This window comes from Bradyrhizobium sp. Ec3.3 (genome assembly GCF_000472925.1).
Taxonomy (GTDB): Bacteria; Pseudomonadota; Alphaproteobacteria; order Rhizobiales; family Xanthobacteraceae; genus Bradyrhizobium.
On sequence record NZ_AXAS01000021.1, the window covers coordinates 125,946 to 142,683 of the forward strand.

The window sequence follows — 16,738 nt, forward strand, 5'->3', positions numbered from 1 at the left end:
ATCGATATGCCAGAATTCGTTGCGCAATCGTCATTGACTGCCCGTGGCGACGCGAAGCGGCCGCGTCGCTCCCTGTTTTTCAAGTACTTTGCGACCCTGTTCGTAGCAGCTGTCGTGCCTCTCATCCTTGGTGCGGTGATCGAAGCATCGTTCGGCTATCGCGACCAGCGCCGCCATATCAGCGAGGTTCTCCAGTCCGAGGCTCGCGGTGCGGCGGGCAGGATAGAGGCCTTCACCGATGAAATAAGCGATCAGCTGGGCTGGGTCGTGCAGTTTCCGTGGGCACAGGGAGACGACGACCGGCACAGGGTCGATGCGTTGCGTCTCCTGCAGCAGGTGCCCGCAATCGTCTCAGTTTCGCTGCTCGACGAGACGGGGACCGAACGCGTTTTCGTGTCCAGGCTACGTCTTAACAGGACCGGCCGCGGCATCGACCTGTCCGCAGATCCCGCTGTGATCGGCGCGCGTGCCAACAAGGTCTGGTATGGTCCCGTTCAATATCAGCACGAGTCCGAGCCATATATGAGGATCGCGGTCACCGGAAACCTTCCGGCCGCCGGGATTGCCATTGCCGAGGTCAACCTGAAGCTGATTTGGGATGTCATAGCAGCAATAAGGATCGGTCAGACCGGCTATGCCATGATCGTCGACGATTCCGGGCAGCTGATCGCCCATCCAGACATCAGCCTGGTCCTGCGCGGCCGTACCGGTTCCATCGATTTTGGCCGGATCAAATATCTTGTCGGCACCACGAGTCGTGGTGCCGTCATCACGGGGGACAAAGGCAATCCTGTCGTCGCGCTCTCGGTGCATGCAGCCGATATCGGCTGGACGGTGATCGCGATGCAGCCGATCGTGGAGGCGTTCGCACCGATCCGCGCGGCATTGTGGCGCTCGTCACTTCTGATTGCGCTCGGCGTGCTGATCGCGATCGCGCTGGCTTACTGGCGAGCGCACCGGATGTCCGGTCCGATCAAGCAATTGGAGGAGGGGGTCGAGCGGATCGGTACCGGACATTTCGATCACCGCATTGGGATTTCCAGCCGCGACGAGTTGGAGCAATTGGCGATCCGCTTCAACGAGATGGCGTCGGAGCTGGCGATCTCGCAGCAGAAAACCGTCCGCATCGACCGGCTAAAGCAATTCCTTGCACCCCAGGTCGCCGAACTCGTCGAACATTCCGCCGAACTGCTCGAAGCGCAGCGGCGTGAAGTCGTCGTGGTTTTCGGTGATTTGCGCGGCTTCACGGCATTCTCCGCGCGCGCCGAACCGGACGCCATCATGGCGGTCCTGCGCGAATACTATGCGGCGGTGGGAGCCGTTACGACCCGCTATGAGGCCACGCTGATCCGCTTTGCCGGAGACGGCGTGATGCTGCTCGTCAACGCGCCGGTTGCCTGCGACAAGCCCGCGAACCACGCCGTTCAGCTCGCGATCGATCTACAGGTCGCAGTGCAGTCGATTGCCGGGAAATGGTGCGCCGCAGGTCACGCGATCGGCTTCGGCGTCGGTATCGCAATGGGAACGGCGACGGTCGGAACCGTTGGCTATGAGGGGCGGCTTGACTACACCGCCCTCGGCAATGTCGTCAACCTGGCGTCCCGGCTGTGTGGCCTGGCAAAGGATGCGCAAATCCTGACCGACAGGGTGGTCGCAGAAAAAGTGAAGGACGCTGTCCCCCTTGTCTCGATCGGGAAGCACGTCATCAAGGGTTACGATCAGCCCTTGGAGATGTTTGCTGTCGCACAGGGCAACTTGCCCCTGACACGCCCGGATTCCGGGCTGCGCCGGCTGGAAATCGAAACTTTGTGAGCTGGGAGTCTGCGGCATGGCGCGCGCTCGTGCGCGTTGACACGCGGCGACAAAGACATACGCTGCGCGCGGATGAAAATGAGACCGCGTGCGAGAGCCGCGCGGAAAAAAGAGAGCAACATTCATCATGGTTTCACAATCACAACTGCCGCGCCGCAAACTAGGCCGGACCGGACTTGAGGTCTCTGTCCTCGGCTTCGGGACCGCCCCGCTCGGCGACCTTTTCCTCAGGCTTGACGACCAGACCGCGATTGCCGCCGCGGAGCGGGCGTTCGAACTCGGCGTCAATCTGCTCGACACCTCGCCGCTCTATGGCTACGGCCTGTCGGAGCACCGCTGCGGCACCGCACTGCGGCGCGTGGCCCGCGAGGACGTCGTCCTCTGCACCAAGGTCGGACGCTGGATGGACGCGTTTCATCGACCAGAGAACCGGTCGGGCTTCGTCGGCGGCCAGCCCCACAGCGCCGTGGTCGACTATTCCTATGACGGCACGATGCGCTCGGTGGAGCAGTCGCTGCTGCGGCTCGGCACCGACCGGATCGACCTATTGCTGATCCACGACGTCGACGTCTGGACGCATGGCGCAGCAGCGATCGAGGACCGGTTTCGTGAGGCGATGTCCGGCGCCTATGTGGCGCTCGACAAGCTCCGCTCGGAGGGCGTGGTCGCAGGCATCGGGGTCGGCGTGAACGAAGCCGGCATGTGCGTGCGCTTTGCCAAGGCCGGCACGTTCGACGTGATGCTGCTGGCTGGCCGCTATTCGCTGCTCGAGCAACCGGCGCTGAAGGAATTCTTGCCGCTGGCGCTTGAGCAGGGCATCGCCGTGCTGCTCGGCGGTGTCTTTAATTCGGGCATTCTCGCTACCGGTGCCGTCAAGGGCGCCAAGTACAACTATCAGGACGCGCCACCGGAGATCATGGCGAAGGTCGCCGAGATCCAGCGCGTCTGCGAGGCCCATCGCGTCGCGCTGCCGACGGCCGCCGTGCACTTCGCGCTCGGCCATCCTGCCGTGGCGAGCGTGGTGCTGGGGGCGCATAGTCCAGAGGAGGTCGAGCGCAACGTGGCAGCGCTCACCACCAAGGTGCCGAGCGCGCTCTGGGCCGATCTGAAGGCCGCGCGCCTGCTCGATGCGGATGCGCCCGTGCCCGCGTAAGCGCGTCGATCGGCGCTATTTTCCGGCGCCCGTCGTCAGGCCGCTGACGATGTAGCGCTCGAGGAAGATGCCGACCACGACGAGCGGCGCGATCGCCGCTGTCGACAGCGCCGCCATCGACCACCAGTTGATGCCCTGTGAGCCGGTCTGGCTCGCCACCATCACCGGCAGCGTCTTCGCGTCGGTGCTGGTGAGGAGGGCGGCAAAGAAATATTCGTTCCAGCATAACACCAGCGAGAGGATGAACGCGGCGACCATGCCGGGCACCGCGAGTGGAAGGATGATGCGCAGGAACGCGCCCCAGGTCGACAGGCCGTCCACGAAGGCTGCCTCATCGAGCTCGATCGGAATCGCGTTGAACTGGTCGCGCATGATCCAGATGACGATCGGCAGCACCGTCAGCGTGTAGAGCAGGATCAGGCCAAACGTGGTGTCGAGCAGCGCCAGGGCCTTGTAGAGCACGAGGAAGGGCAGGGCGAGCACGACCGGCGGCAGGATGAGTTGCGACATGAAGAAGAACAGGATGTCGTCATTACGCATCCAGGCGAATTTGTAGCGGAAGCGGCTGAGACCATAGGCCGCGAGCGAGCCGAGGATCAGTGCCAGGATCGACGCGCCGACCGAGGTGATGATGCTGTTGACGAAGCGGTTCATGAATTCGGAACGCGCGGTCGAGGTCCCGAACAGCGTATCTGGCGAGAGGCCGAGCGAGCGCCAGCCTTTCCAGTCCGGCTGGAAATCGACCCAGGGGATCAGGTGCGCCTGAGTCACATCGACCGCCGATTTGAACGACGTCGTGACGGTCCAGTAGATCGGAAACAGGCAGATGAAGGTCCAGAGCAGCAATGCGGCGTAAATCAGCGCGCGGCCCAGCATTCGCCTGGCGCGCGGCGCGGCGGGACGCTTTCGGATGGGATTCGGTGCCACGGTCGAAATAGCCAAGCGCTCAAACTCCTTTTCCGACCTAGACGACCTTCTGCGTCCAGCGCTTCGAGGCGCGCAACATCAGCGTCAGCAGCACGATGATCAGCAGCAGGTAGACCATGGCGAGCGCCGTGCCGTATCCGACGTTCGAGCGGTCGCGGTAGACGCGGTAGATGAAGCTCGACACCGTGTCGGTGGCGCCGCCCGGGCCGCCGGCCGTCACGTTGATCACGATGTCGGCGAGCTTCAGCTTGAAGATGATACGGATGATCAGGACCGTGATGCTGACCGGCAGCATGATCGGAAAGGTCACGTGCCAGAATGATTGCCAGCCATTCGCGCCGTCGACCTTGGCCGCTTCCTGCACCTCCTTCGGCATCGCTTGCAGGCCTGCGAGCAGGATGATCATGATGAAGGGGATCGAAACCCAGGCGTCCATCGCCTGGATGCTGAAGCGCGCCATCCACGGCGAGGCGAAGAATGCCGGATTGTCCCAGCCGAGATAGCGCGCCAGCGTCGCCGCCGGGCCGAAGCGATATTCCAGCAGCGACTTGCCGATCATCCAGCTCACGGCGACGGGGCTGAGCATCATCGGCAGCAGGAAGACCACCCGGAAGAGTTTTCGCGCCCGGATCTCGGCGCTAAGCAGCAGCGCCAGTCCGAACGCGATCGCGTATTCGCCGAGCACCGCGACGGTGTAGAAAACCATGTTGCCGAGCGCGTTCCAGTAATAGGTGTCGTTCAGCATTCCCTTCAGATTATCGAAGCCGGAAAAGCGCGGGCCCTCGATCGAGCTGAGATTCCAGTCGAGCGAGGCGATGTAGAGGCCGAAGATCGTTGGGAAGATCACGACTGCGACGGTGAAGAACACCGCCGGCAGCAAAAACAGCGCACGATGGCCACGCTCGCCGCGGGTCAAAATCTGTCCGGCGCCAAATGCCACGGCCCAGACGAGATAAGCGATGAGGATCGGCCGCCAATCGGAAAATCCGGCGGTCATTGTGCCGGTCGTGTGCAAGACCTGAATGAGGGCGACAAGCAGGAAGCCGAGCGAGGCCAGCAGAACAAGCGCGCGGCCGGCGGCCTTCCTGCTGCCGGGGGCGCGCTTCGTCGCCGGCTGGTGGTGCGCATCGTCGCTAACGGGTGCGGAATTCTGCATCGAGATGAGTCGCATTCAGTGCCGGTTCTGTCGCCGGGCAAGTTTTCGGCTGGCGCCGGGGGCGCCAGCCGAGGGTAGATGATCTCGCGTAAGCGCGCTACACGCCGAGCGAGGCCTTATAGAGCCCGATCTGCCGTTCGCGGCCGATCTGGTCGGTCAGCTTCTCCCAGGCGGCGGCGATGTTGTTCGCCCCGGTTTGCGCGTCGACCTTGCCGGCGAAAATCTTCGTCAGCTCGTCCTCCGCGATGCTGTAGTACTGGAAGATGCCGGGGATGCGCGGCTCGACAGCCCGGTTGGGGTGGTTATAGGAGGCGAGCTGCGAGTTCAGGTAGGAGGTGATGTACTTCTTGTCATAACCCGCTGCGACCCACTCATCATACTGGAAGTGGCTGGTGCGGTGAGCCTGGAAGCCCGACGGGTACAGCACCATCCAGAATGAGAGGTCCTTGCCGCCGAGATGCGCGGCCGCGCTCCAGGCGGCCTTGTGCTTCTTCTCGTCGCCATTGACGCGGGCCATCACATAGATGCCCCAGCCGAGATAGGCGCAGTTCGGCGCATGGCTCGGACCGCTCGGCAACTTGTCCCATTGCCCGGTCTTGGAATTATAGACGTCGTCCGAGCCCGGCAGGATGTCGAAGCCGACGACGTCGCCGATGACCGAGGTGTCGCTCGCCTTTGCCACCTGGCCGATGTCGCCCCACCACGGGATCATCGAGCCGATGCCAGCCAGGAACTGCTGGAAGCCCGTGGTGTTGGGATCGGCGTTGAGTTGATCGGCCGGCTCGGACGGTAGCGCGTCGATCACGTCCTGGATGGCGCGCACCCAGGCCGGGTTGTTGATGCGCGGCTTCATCGTGTCGATGTCGAACAGCCAGGCCTTATCGTCGGGATGTTTTGCGTAGGCCGAGGCGCGGCTGCCAAGGAAATAGAAGCCGAACCCGCCCCAGGGCTTAGGCGCATCGAGATAGCCGTAGACGTTCTGGTTCTTGAACTTCTTTCCCTTGAGGAATTTCGTCACCGCCTGGACCTGCTGCCAGGTCTTTGGCACGCCCCATTCGCCGGTGTTGCCGGCATCTTTCCAAGCCTTGGCGAGCGCCGGATCCGAGAACACGTCGGTGCGGTAGTTGAAGTTGTGGCAATCGCCGTCGATCGTGACGCGATAGGTCTTGCCGTTCCAGGTGCCGACCGGCGGCTTCAAATAGTCGACATAGTCGTCGATATCGATCTGCTTCTTGACCCAGTCCGGCATCTCCGACGCCAGGCCCTTGCCGCAGACGTCGCCTTCGAACGGCGCGCCCATCTCCAGGATGTCGAAATCGACCGTGCCGGTCGCGATCGCCTGCTGGAGCCGCGGGTTGTAGTCGGCCTGGGCGAGATCGATCCAGGAGATTTTTGCGCCGGTATAGGCCTCCCACGGCTTGAGGAAGCCGCGGAACAGGAGGTTGTGCAGGTTCTGATTATTCAGTCCCATGAAGGAGAGCTCGACACCCTTGAACTCGCCTTCCTTGATGCTCGCCTTGGTCGGGCCGAGGCAGAGCTCGCCGACCTTCTGCCAGTCGGCGTCGGTCGGCGAGCCCTTGCCCACGCCTGGAATTTGCCCAATCTGCGCGCGAAGATTGTTTTGTGCGAGCGCAATCTCCGAGAACGTGCCAAGTGCTCCGCTCGTGCCCAACGCCGCGGCGCTTGCCGCACCCTTCAGCACCGTACGCCGGTTCGGACGGAGTGCGGAAAGCCAATCATAATCTTGCTGTTTCATCGCGATACCCTCCCGTTGTTGACTTTCTTGATGTGAAGTCTGAGTAGCCGGAGCACAACGAGACGCTCGTGCACTTCGGTGTCGTCGTGATGGGTGACAAAGGCCGCTTTCGAGTATGCAACGGCGCCCATCAATGTCAACGAAAGCACGCGGAGTTGAAGCCGCCTGCCGCCGATCAGATAAGGCGAAGAGAATTTTCGCGATGCCGCGCTGCAAGATGGATGTTCGCGCGCGACATCATCTCTATGTCATATTCATGCCCAACGTGCCGCGCAGCCGTCGCCGCGGTCGGACGGCTTGAGCTGTTCACCTCACGCGGCATCGGGCGGAATGACGCCTTTCTTGAAGATGAAGCAGCCATAGAAGCGCCGCTCCCCGGTCTGGACCACGCAATAGGATTTCTTCGCAAGCTCATAGAAGGCGAAGCGCTCGACCGAGCCCATTGGGAAGGATCGCTCCTCCGCCGCGTCGATTTCGGCCTGAACCTCGCGCTGCACGGCCGGGATCTCGTTGGGCTGGCCGACGACCTCCATGCGCGACGCCGGTTTGTCGACAAAGCTGTCGAGTGGCAGCACCGACAGGATCGCGCGCGCGGCGCGGGCAGCGGTGACATTGTCGATGCGAATGAGCTTGCCCAGCACGGTCTGGCGCGCCACGGCATCGGCCGGAAAATTGGTATCGCAGAGCACGAGGTCGTCGCCGTGCCCCATGGACCTCAGCGCGTAAAGAACATCGGCATTCAGAAGCGGGTCGATCGATTTCAGCATGCAACGCCTCCCGGGACGCGGATCAGTTTCTTAGGCTGACGACTATCCAACGTCACGGCGCCGCCGTCCATATCGACGTCAAAGTCCGCAGTCCGGTTCAATTCGGCTTGAACCGGCCTCGGTTGGTTCGCTTAAGGCCCGCCGGTCAGAGCAGCCCGTTTTTCTTCAGGATCTCCGGAGCATTCTCCTTGGTGATCAGCATGGTCGGCAACGTGATGACCGGTTGCAGCTTCTCGCCCTTGAGCAGCTTGACCGCCTGCCGCAGACCCTCGGCACCGGGCGTCGCATAGAGGAAAGTCGCAGTGAGCTGACCCTTGGAGACCCAGGTGACGCCCTCGTCCGGCAGCCCGTCGATGCCGATGATGAACTTGATGTCCTTGTCGCGGCCGGCGTCCTTGGCGGCGAGATAGGCGCCATAGGCCATCGGATCGTTGTGGCCATAGACCAGGTCGATCTTCTCGTTGTTGCGCAGAGCGGTGGTCATGATGTTGTAGGCCTTGTCCTGCTTCCAGTCGCCCGACTGGTTGTTGAGCAGGTACTTGATGCCCGGCTCCTTGTCGGTGTGGGCATGGAAGCCGTCGTGCCGGTCATGCGCCGGCTGGGTGCCCATGCCGCCCCAGATTTCGACGACGTTGCCGGCCGCCTTGCCGGGACCGCCGAGCAGCTTGACCGCATGCTCGCCGGCCGCCTTGCCGATCGCGACATTATCGCCGCCGATGAACTGGGTGATGCGCTTGGTGTCGACGTTGCGGTCGAGCACGATCACCGGAATCTTGGCGTCGATCGCCTTCTCGACGACGCCAGTCAGCCCCGCCGACTCCTTGGGCGAGATCAGGAGCACGTTGACCTGCTGCACGATGAGGTTTTCGCAGTCGGCGACCTGCTTCTCGGTCTTGTCCTGGCCGTCGGTGATGACGAGGTCGACGTCCGGCTGGTTCTTCGCTTCGGCCTGGATGTCCTTGTTGAACTGCACGCGCCACGGCTCGAGCGTGGTGCACTGGCTGAAGCCGACCTTCCACTTGCCTGCGGCCTTGGCCGGGCTCCAGCCGGCCGGCAGGTACACGGTCATGGCCGCGCCGGCCACGGTGGTCGACAGTTTCAAGAAATCACGACGCTTCATCGAGGTCCTCCCTTTGTTTTGATTGCGCCTTGGCGGCGTTTGGCAGCCGGTAGGCTTCGGCTGTTTTCGGATCGGCGTTGGCTTCCCGCGACCGGTTGAACCGCCATCGCGAGATGAGCTGACCGAGATTCTGCTCCTGCACCAGCACGGTGCAGACGATGATCAGGCCCTTCATCAGGAGCTGGACGTTGGAGTCGATGTTCTGAAGCTGAAGAATGTCCGACAGCAGCCCGAAGATCAGGACGCCGACGAAGGTGCCGGCGAGGCCGCCGCGCCCGCCCATCAGGCTGGTGCCACCGATCACCACCGCCGCGATCGCATCGAGCTCGAGGCCGGCGCCGGCATCGGGCTTGCCTTGCCGATATTGTGCGACGAACAGCACGCCGGCGATCCCCGCCAAAAGTCCGGACAGAAGATAAGCCGTGAGCTGGACCTGGGCGACCTTGATGCCCGAGAGCTTGGCAGCCTCGACGTTGCCGCCGATCGCATAAGCATAGCGGCCGAACGTCGTGAAACGCAGGATCGCGCCGAACAGGACGATCGCCGCCAGGAAGAAGACGCTCGGCACCGGCAGCACGCCCCAGAGCATGGAGCGCAGCAGCTCGAAGGCCTCGGTGGCATTGGTGCCGGTATAGACCGGCACAACGGCGTTGTCCGACCCGGCCGTCAACCGCGCGATGCCCAGTGCGCTGACCATCATCGCGAGCGTCACGATGAAGGGCTGCATCCGGCCGGTGACGATCAGGAGCCCGTTGATGGCCCCGAGCAGAAGCGCGAGGCAGGGCGCTACCAGAAGCACGCCGAGCACGCCGAACTTGACCGGCACCTGGCTCGCCGTCCACCACCCAATTGCAATGGCGACGATGAAGCCGAGCAGCGCGGGAATGCCGACGCTGCGCCAGCGCGACAGCGCGATGTCACGGCGCCGCCCGGCGCCGACATCGCGGCCGCGCGCAAGCCCTGCGAAGATGAAGCGTGCGGCCAGCGCCGCGGCCACACCACAGACCAGCACCGCCGCCGGCACGCCCAGCGCCGAGGCAGCCGTCCAGCCGGGCTTGGTGAGCAGCATCGCGCAGATCACGGTCGAGAAGCCCATGACAGAGCCGACCGACAGGTCGATGCCGCCAAGCAGGATGACCATGGTCATGCCGGTCGCGACCAGCCCCGTGATCGAGACCTGACGGAGCACGTCGGTCAGGTTGCCGTAGGACAGGAAGATGTTGTTGCCGGACGAAGTGTGCGGTGAGGTGAGGGCGCCGATCAGGCAGATCAGCAGCAATCCCCAATAGAGTTTGGTTTGCGAGAGGAGTCTAAGTGCCTTCATCATGCTTCTTCCTGCGACCACGTCGCCATGCCGGGTGCGGCAAGACGCATCACCGCCTCCTGCGTTGCGCTCTCGCGCGTCAAGAGGCCGGTCTGCCGTCCCTCGCACATCACGAGAATCCGATCGGACAGCAGCAGGAGCTCCGGCATTTCCGACGTCACCACGATGATGCCGAGACCCTTTGCGGCGAGATCGAAGATCAGGCGATAGATCTCCTGCTTGGCGCCGATGTCGATGCCGCGGGTCGGCTCGTCGAGCAGGAGAATGCGCGGCTCGGTGGCAAGCCACTTGCCGATCACGACCTTCTGCTGGTTGCCGCCCGACAGCGCTGCGGCCGCTTGTCCGATGCCGGTGCAGCGGACCGAGAGCCGACCGACCATCTCGCGGGCCAATGCACGCTCGCGCGCGAAAGCGCGCAGGCCGAATTGCGAGAGCGCCCCGATGGACGGCAGCGCGATGTTGTCGCAGATCGAGGCGGCGAGATGCAGGCCGCGCTCCTTGCGGTCTTCGCTGACGAGCGCGAGGCCAAGGCGATAGGCATCGGCCGGCGCGTTGATGTCGGCTATCTCACCGTCGATCGCAATGGTGCCGCCGCGCCAGCCACGGGCGACGCCGAAGATCGATTCCAGGATCTCGGTCCGCCCGGAGCCGAGCAGGCCGCCGATACCCAAAATCTCTCCGCGCCTGAGCTCGAAGCTGACGCCGTGCAGCATCCGGCGCCATCCGTGCGGACTGAGCGTGTCGAGCGTCAGGTCTTTAACGGACAGGATGACCGTGCCATCCGCCGCTGCCGCACCGCGGTCGCTTGCGGCCATGTCGCGGCCGACCATCGCCGCGATGATCGCGCCGCGTGACAATTCGCCGATCGGCGCCGTAACCACCCGTCTGCCGTCGCGCAGCACGGTGACGCGGTCGGCGAGTTCGAGCACCTCCTCGATGCGGTGCGAGGTGTAGACGATCGCGACGCCTTCGGCTGCGAGCTGTCGCACGATCTTGAACAGCGTTTCGCATTCCGACGACGACAGCGCCGAGGTGGGCTCGTCCATGATGAGGATACGGGCATCGAGCGACAGCGCCTTGGCAATTTCCACCAGCTGCTGCTCGCCGACGCGCAAGTCGGCAACGCGACTCTCCGCGTCGAGCCTCACGCCCAGCCGCGCCAGCAGGCGCCCGGCCGCCTTGACCATGCGGCGACGATCGATCAGCAGGCCCGCGATCAGCGGCTCGCGACCAAGAAAGATGTTGTCGGCCACGCTCAGCTCGGGAACGAGATTGAGCTCCTGGTGGATGATCGCGACGCCGGCTTCCTCGGCGGCGCGCACGCCGGCGAACAACACCGCCTGGCCTTCGACCTGAATGACACCGTCATAGCTCGTGTGCACGCCGGCGAGGATCTTCATCAAGGTGCTCTTGCCGGCGCCGTTCTCGCCCATCAGTGCGTGCACTTCGCCGGGGCATAGATCGAAGTCGACGTTGTGGAGAGCCTTTACGCCGGCGAAGGATTTTGAGACCTGTTCGGCGGAGAGAGCGACGTGACCGCTCTGCGCACTTGCACGGGCGCCAAGCTCGATCACGCGGGAGGACGCGCGTGATTCATCCTGCGCTCCGAGAGCACCGACGCGTGCTTCCATTGCTGCTCCTCCCAGCCCCGGCTCTTCAGTCTCTGACGGACATCGAGCCGCAGGGTGATGCTTGTTATTTTGCTGATATGCTAGTTATATCAGATGCGCCTCGTCAAGCCTTCGTCCGCGCAATTGGACTTCGCCAACCGAAAAAGTGAAAATCAGCCGGGGGATTCACAGGATGCATTCAATCGGCGGGTTCAGGGGCGGAACCGTTGCAGCGCGAGGGCGCAGGGCAGGCGGGTCGAAAGTCGACCAGGCCTATCTCGCACTGAAACGAGCCATCGTGTCGGGACAGCTCGCGCCGGAAACGCCGATCGACAAGACCGAGTGGTGCGCCACCTTCGAGGTGTCGCGGCTCTCGATCACCACCGCAATCAACCGGCTCGCCTTTGAAGGTCTCGTCGTGGTCGAGCCGCAGCGCGGCTCCTATGTCGCGCGGATTCACCTCGAGGATGTGCGGCAATGGATGCTGATGCGACGCGCGTTGGAGGTGGAAGTCGTCGGGGTCTGTGCCGCCGACATGTCGGGCGAGGCGATCGCGGTGCTTGGTCAGAATCTCGCCTATCAAAAAGCCGCCATCGCCAGTGGAGATCTTGAAGGCTTCCATGAGCTCGATACCAGGTTTCACCGCCAGATGACGGAAACCCTCAACCTTGCGCGCGTCGGCGAGGTGCTTGATCCGATCCGCACTCATCTCGAGCGGGTGCGGCGGACCCTGTTGCCCGAACCTGGGCGGCCCGAGGGCACGTTCCGCGAGCACGAAGCCATCTATCACGCGATTGCCACCCGTAAGCCGGACCAGGCCAGGCGCGTAATGGCAGATCATCTTGACCGCGTCTCGCGCGAGTTGCAGTCCTTTGTCGCCAAGCACCCCGGCTTCTTCGACGAGTAGAGGCCTTCATCGGCCGTCATCGCTTCAGGCGAAAGCATCATGTATCTCGGCATCGATCTCGGCACCTCCGCGGTCAAGACCGTCCTCGTCGACGACACCCAGCACGTGATCGCGAGCGCGAGCAGGTCGCTTGCGACTGCCTCGCCACGTCCCGGTTTTTCCGAGCAGGATCCGCGGCAATGGATCGAGGCGGCGTTTACAACCCTGGACGAGCTGAAAGCGGATCATCCGCGCGAGCTGGCCGGGGTCGAGGGCATCGGACTGTCCGGCCAGATGCACGGCGCGACGCTGCTGGACGCTGAGCTCAAGCCGCTCCACCCCTGCATTCTCTGGAATGATGGCCGCTCTGCGGCCGAGTGCCGCCTGCTCGAAGAGCGCTGGCCGGCCTTGCGCACCACGACCGGCAACAAGGCGATGCCCGGCTTCACTGCGCCGAAGCTTTTGTGGATCGCGGCGCACGAGCCCGAGATCTTTGCCGCGACCAAACTCGTGCTGCTACCGAAGGCATATTTGCGGCTGATCCTGACGGGCGAGGCGATCGAGGATGTCTCAGACGCCTCGGGATCGCTATGGCTCGACGTCGCGCGGCGCGACTGGTCGGATGAGGGCCTTGCCGCGACCGGCCTGACGCGCGCGCACATGCCGCGGCTGGTCGAAGGCTGTGCGCCGTCGGCGCGGCTGACGCGCGAACTCGGCGAGCGCTGGGGCATGGTGAAACGGCCGATGATTGCGGGTGGCGCCGGCGACAACCCGGCCGGTGCCGTCGGCATCGGAGCGATCCGCCCGGGAACCGCGTTCATCTCGCTGGGGACATCAGGCGCGCTGTTGACGCCCACGGACAGGATTGCCGCGAACCCGGATCGCGTCGTGCACACCTTCGCACATGCGATCCCGGCAATGTGGATTCAAGCCGGCGCGATCCTGTCGGCCGCGTCCTGCCTCGCCTGGTTCGCGCGGCTGCTTGGCGCCCCGGAAGCCGAATTGCTGGCGCCGCTCGGTGCGCGCCCGCAAGCGCCTTCGCCTGTCAGCTTCCTGCCTTATCTTGCCGGTGAGCGGACGCCGCATGACGACCCGAATGTGCGCGGCATGCTCGATGGTCTGAGCCACGGCACCGATCGCAAGGCGATCGTGCAGGCCGTGCTCGAAGGCGTCGCGTTTGCGCTGGCCGATTGCCGCGACGCACTCGCGGCCGCCGGCCTTGCCGTCGCGGAGGCCGATGCGATCGGCGGCGGGTCGCGGTCCACCTTCTGGCTCGCGGTGCTGGCGAACGTGCTGAACATGCCGATCCACCGCTTTGCAGCAGGCGAGACCGGCGCCGCGTTCGGTGCGGCGAGATTGGGGCGCCTTGCTGTCACCGGCGAGGCGGTCGCGGCCGTCTGTACGCCGCCGCAGCGCGTCGAGACTTTTGAACCCGAGCGGGCGCTCGCCGATGCCTACGCCGAACGCCTGCCCGCATGGCGCGAACTGTACCGGCCGCGCCATTAGCGTCGTGCGTTCCGCATGTGCAGCTCTTCGATATTGTCGGTTCGGTATTGCCCTGCGCCGCCGCCTTTTGTTTAATGGTCGAACCGCGCTGACAACGAAAGAGACGCGGGTGGGAAACGCATTGTGCGCCGGGAGGCACGATGAACGATCCGATCCTCGAGATGCGCGGGGTCTCCAAATCCTTCTTCGGCATCAAGGCGCTGCGCGCCGTTGACCTCACCGTCTATGCCGGCGAGGTCCACGCGCTGATGGGCGAGAACGGCGCCGGCAAGTCGACCCTGATGAAAATTTTATCGGGTGCCTACCGGCCCGATCCCGGCGGCGAAATCCGCATCGAGGGCAAGCCGGTACGGATCGAAGGTCCGCTCGGCGGCCGCGCCGCCGGCATCTCGATCATCTATCAGGAACTGTCTTTAGCCCCCAACTTGAGCGTCGCGGAGAATATTTATCTCGGCCGCGAGGTCTCGCGTTCGGGATTCCTCGCGCGCGGCGACATGCGCGTCGGTGTCGGCCCGATCCTGGAGCGGCTGGGTGCCGACTTCACTCCGTCGACGCTGGTGGCACATCTTTCCATGGGCCAGCGCCAGCTGGTCGAGATCGCCCGTGCGCTGCACGCACGTTCCAAAATCCTGATCATGGATGAGCCGACCACCGCGCTGTCGGCCGGCGAGAGCGAGCGGCTGTTCGCATTGGTCCGGCAACTGCGCGCCGAAGGGCTTGCCATCATCTATATCTCGCATCGTATGGACGAGGTTTACGCGCTCGGCGATCGCGTCACGGTGCTGCGTGATGGACGCCTAGTCGGCTCGCTCGACAAGTCCGACATCCGCGCCGACAGCATCGTCCGCATGATGGTCGGGCGCGACGTCTCGTCGTTCTACAAGAAGGACCACGATCCCGAGGCTGGAAAGGGGCATCCGGTGCTCACCGCAACCGATATGTCCGACGGGCAGCGCGTAAAGGGCTGCTCGCTGACCGTGCATGCGGGCGAGGTCGTGGGACTGGCCGGCCTGATCGGCGCAGGCCGCACCGAACTTGCACATCTGATCATCGGCGCTGCGCCGAAGATTTCCGGCCGTGTCGAGCTCGAAGGCTGCCCAATCGACATCCGCACGCCCGGCGAGGCGCTCGAGGTCGGCATCGCCTATCTCACCGAGGACCGCAAGGCGCTCGGCCTGTTCCTGGACATGTCGTGCCAGGATAACATCAACCTTGCCGTGCTTGGGCGCGATGCGAAGCTCGGCTGGTTCCTCGATCGCGACAAGGCGCGTGAGCGCGCCGACAGGGCTTTCGCAGGGTTAAGCATCCGTGCCGCCAACGCCGGCGTCCCCGCAGGCGGACTGTCCGGCGGTAACCAGCAGAAGGTGCTGCTCTCGCGGCTGCTTGCAATCGGACCGAAAGTCCTGATCCTTGACGAGCCGACGCGCGGCGTCGACGTCGGGGCCAAGTCCGAAATCTATTCGATCATCGACAATCTCGCCAAGGCTGGCACGGCGATCCTCATCATCTCGTCCGATCTGCCCGAGATTATCGGCATCTGCGACCGCGTCATCGTGATGCGCCTGGGGCACGTCGAGGGCGAGATCAGGCGAACCGCGACACAGCCGCTGACCGAGGAGGATATCATGGCACTTGCCACGGGGATGGAGCACCTCGATGCCTGATCAGGGATCTTCACCAGCAAAGGCGGCCACGGCAAACGGGCTTGCCGCTGCCCAGGAGACGAAACGCCAGCGGGTCAGGCTCCTGATCCAGGCGGCCGGCATGCTGCCGGTGCTGCTGCTCCTGTGCGCCGGCTTTCATTACCTGTCGGACGGCCGTTTCTTTACCGGCCAGAATCTCGGCATCGTTCTGCAGCAGGCTGCCGTCAACACCGTGCTCGCGGCGGGCATGACCTTCGTCATCCTCACCGGCGGCATCGACCTGTCGGTCGGCTCGATCCTGGCGGCGTCCGCGATGGCCGGATTGACGCTGTCAAAGCTGCCCGAGCTCGGGGCGCTGTGGCTGCCGGCTGCCGTCCTCACCGGCCTCGGTTTCGGTGTCGTCAATGGCGCGCTGATCGCGCTGCTGCGGCTGCCGCCCTTCATCGTCACGCTCGGCTCGCTCACCGCCGTGCGCGGCCTGGCGCGCCTGCTCGGCGCCGACACCACCGTGTTCAACCCTTCCATTCCCTATGCCTTCATCGGCAACGGCTCACTCACCCTCATTCCTGGCGTGATCTCGATTCCCTGGCTGTCGGTGATTGCGCTGCTCGTGATCCTCGTTTCCTGGCTGGTGCTGCGCCGGACCGTGCTCGGCGTGCACATCTACGCGGTCGGCGGCAATGAAAGCGCAGCGCGGCTCGCCGGCATCAAGGTCTGGGCGGTGCTGATCTTCGTCTATGGCGTGTCAGGACTGTTTGCAGGCCTCGGCGGCGCGATGCAGGCGGCGCGACTCTACGCGGCAAACGGATTGCAGCTCGGACAAAGCTACGAGCTCGATGCGATCACCGCAGTGATCCTCGGCGGCACGTCCTTCGTCGGCGGTATCGGCTCGATCTGGGGAACACTGGTCGGCGCGCTGATCATTGCTGTGCTGTCGAACGGCCTGATCCTGGTCGGCGTATCCGACATCTGGCAATACGTCATCAAGGGGCTGGTGATCATCGGCGCGGTCGCGCTCGATCGTTACCGCCTGCAAGGCTCGGCGCGCACCTGACGATCGGTGCGCGAAGGTACAGCC

At 64.1% G+C, this 16,738-nt stretch carries 13 protein-coding genes; 6 read left to right on the forward strand and 7 right to left on the reverse strand.

Going from position 1 to position 16,738, the window contains the following annotated elements; translation table 11 throughout:
* Positions 1 to 6: 6 nt before the first annotated feature.
* Positions 7 to 1,812: an adenylate/guanylate cyclase domain-containing protein gene (locus YUU_RS0122940; RefSeq protein WP_027524516.1), complete on the forward strand. Its 1,806-nt coding sequence runs from the start codon at positions 7 to 9 to the stop codon at positions 1,810 to 1,812.
* Between the two features lie 127 nt (positions 1,813 to 1,939).
* Entirely contained in the window at positions 1,940 to 2,965 is a 1,026-nt protein-coding gene (locus YUU_RS0122945) for an aldo/keto reductase (RefSeq protein ID WP_027524517.1), read from the forward strand.
* A gap of 15 nt (positions 2,966 to 2,980) precedes the next feature.
* On the opposite strand, the gene YUU_RS0122950 is transcribed toward YUU_RS0122945, so the two are convergent.
* The 7 genes from YUU_RS0122950 to YUU_RS0122985 all read right to left on the reverse strand — a co-directional run bounded on the left by YUU_RS0122950 (position 2,981) and on the right by YUU_RS0122985 (position 11,646).
* Positions 2,981 to 3,841, reverse strand: coding sequence for a carbohydrate ABC transporter permease (locus tag YUU_RS0122950; RefSeq protein ID WP_156944456.1), 861 nt, complete (start codon positions 3,839 to 3,841; stop codon positions 2,981 to 2,983).
* 88 nt (positions 3,842 to 3,929) lie between these two features.
* Positions 3,930 to 5,048, reverse strand: a complete 1,119-nt coding sequence (locus tag YUU_RS0122955; protein WP_156944453.1) for a carbohydrate ABC transporter permease — start codon at positions 5,046 to 5,048, stop codon at positions 3,930 to 3,932.
* A gap of 97 nt (positions 5,049 to 5,145) precedes the next feature.
* Positions 5,146 to 6,804 carry an extracellular solute-binding protein gene (locus YUU_RS0122960; protein ID WP_027524520.1) on the reverse strand — a complete coding sequence of 553 codons (1,659 nt, stop codon included), beginning with the start codon at positions 6,802 to 6,804 and terminating at the stop codon, positions 5,146 to 5,148.
* A 311-nt stretch (positions 6,805 to 7,115) separates the two neighbouring features.
* Entirely contained in the window at positions 7,116 to 7,571 is a 456-nt protein-coding gene (locus tag YUU_RS0122970) for an RbsD/FucU family protein (RefSeq protein WP_027524521.1), read from the reverse strand.
* A 145-nt stretch (positions 7,572 to 7,716) separates the two neighbouring features.
* Positions 7,717 to 8,691, reverse strand: a complete 975-nt coding sequence (locus YUU_RS0122975; RefSeq protein WP_027524522.1) for a substrate-binding domain-containing protein — start codon at positions 8,689 to 8,691, stop codon at positions 7,717 to 7,719.
* Positions 8,678 to 10,015, reverse strand: coding sequence for an ABC transporter permease (locus YUU_RS0122980; RefSeq protein WP_027524523.1), 1,338 nt, complete (start codon positions 10,013 to 10,015; stop codon positions 8,678 to 8,680). The genes YUU_RS0122975 and YUU_RS0122980 overlap by 14 nt, the downstream gene beginning before the upstream one ends.
* On the reverse strand, positions 10,015 to 11,646 hold the full coding sequence (locus YUU_RS0122985) for a sugar ABC transporter ATP-binding protein (protein WP_027524524.1): 1,632 nt from the start codon (positions 11,644 to 11,646) through the stop codon (positions 10,015 to 10,017). Before YUU_RS0122985 ends, YUU_RS0122980 begins: the two co-directional genes overlap by 1 nt.
* A 172-nt stretch (positions 11,647 to 11,818) precedes the next feature.
* On the opposite strand from YUU_RS0122985, the gene YUU_RS51430 reads away from it, so the two are divergent.
* The 4 genes from YUU_RS51430 to YUU_RS0123005 all read left to right on the forward strand — a co-directional run bounded on the left by YUU_RS51430 (position 11,819) and on the right by YUU_RS0123005 (position 16,714).
* Positions 11,819 to 12,532 carry a GntR family transcriptional regulator gene (locus YUU_RS51430; protein WP_051389844.1) on the forward strand — a complete coding sequence of 238 codons (714 nt, stop codon included), beginning with the start codon at positions 11,819 to 11,821 and terminating at the stop codon, positions 12,530 to 12,532.
* 39 nt (positions 12,533 to 12,571) lie between these two features.
* Entirely contained in the window at positions 12,572 to 14,017 is a 1,446-nt protein-coding gene (gene xylB, locus YUU_RS0122995) for a xylulokinase (RefSeq protein ID WP_027524525.1), read from the forward strand.
* A 140-nt stretch (positions 14,018 to 14,157) separates the two neighbouring features.
* On the forward strand, positions 14,158 to 15,681 hold the full coding sequence (locus tag YUU_RS0123000; RefSeq protein WP_027524526.1) for a sugar ABC transporter ATP-binding protein: 1,524 nt from the start codon (positions 14,158 to 14,160) through the stop codon (positions 15,679 to 15,681).
* The gene (locus YUU_RS0123005) at positions 15,674 to 16,714 is read left to right on the forward strand and encodes a ribose ABC transporter permease (protein WP_027524527.1); all 1,041 of its coding nucleotides are present in this window, start codon (positions 15,674 to 15,676) and stop codon (positions 16,712 to 16,714) included. The genes YUU_RS0123000 and YUU_RS0123005 overlap by 8 nt, the downstream gene beginning before the upstream one ends.
* Positions 16,715 to 16,738 lie beyond the last annotated feature (24 nt).

Bases quoted from the DNA above. Each gene is read 5' to 3' on its own strand.
- YUU_RS0122940 (WP_027524516.1), top strand. From the start codon at position 7: ATGCCAGAATTCGTTGCGCAATCGTCATTGACTGCCCGTGGCGACGCG.
- YUU_RS0122945 (WP_027524517.1), top strand. From the start codon at position 1,940: ATGGTTTCACAATCACAACTGCCGCGCCGCAAACTAGGCCGGACCGGA.
- YUU_RS0122950 (WP_156944456.1), bottom strand. From the start codon at position 3,841: ATGCTGGGCCGCGCGCTGATTTACGCCGCATTGCTGCTCTGGACCTTC.
- YUU_RS0122955 (WP_156944453.1), bottom strand. From the start codon at position 5,048: ATGCAGAATTCCGCACCCGTTAGCGACGATGCGCACCACCAGCCGGCG.
- YUU_RS0122960 (WP_027524520.1), bottom strand. From the start codon at position 6,804: ATGAAACAGCAAGATTATGATTGGCTTTCCGCACTCCGTCCGAACCGG.
- YUU_RS0122970 (WP_027524521.1), bottom strand. From the start codon at position 7,571: ATGCTGAAATCGATCGACCCGCTTCTGAATGCCGATGTTCTTTACGCG.
- YUU_RS0122975 (WP_027524522.1), bottom strand. From the start codon at position 8,691: ATGAAGCGTCGTGATTTCTTGAAACTGTCGACCACCGTGGCCGGCGCG.
- YUU_RS0122980 (WP_027524523.1), bottom strand. From the start codon at position 10,015: ATGAAGGCACTTAGACTCCTCTCGCAAACCAAACTCTATTGGGGATTG.
- YUU_RS0122985 (WP_027524524.1), bottom strand. From the start codon at position 11,646: ATGGAAGCACGCGTCGGTGCTCTCGGAGCGCAGGATGAATCACGCGCG.
- YUU_RS51430 (WP_051389844.1), top strand. From the start codon at position 11,819: ATGCATTCAATCGGCGGGTTCAGGGGCGGAACCGTTGCAGCGCGAGGG.
- xylB (WP_027524525.1), top strand. From the start codon at position 12,572: ATGTATCTCGGCATCGATCTCGGCACCTCCGCGGTCAAGACCGTCCTC.
- YUU_RS0123000 (WP_027524526.1), top strand. From the start codon at position 14,158: ATGAACGATCCGATCCTCGAGATGCGCGGGGTCTCCAAATCCTTCTTC.
- YUU_RS0123005 (WP_027524527.1), top strand. From the start codon at position 15,674: ATGCCTGATCAGGGATCTTCACCAGCAAAGGCGGCCACGGCAAACGGG.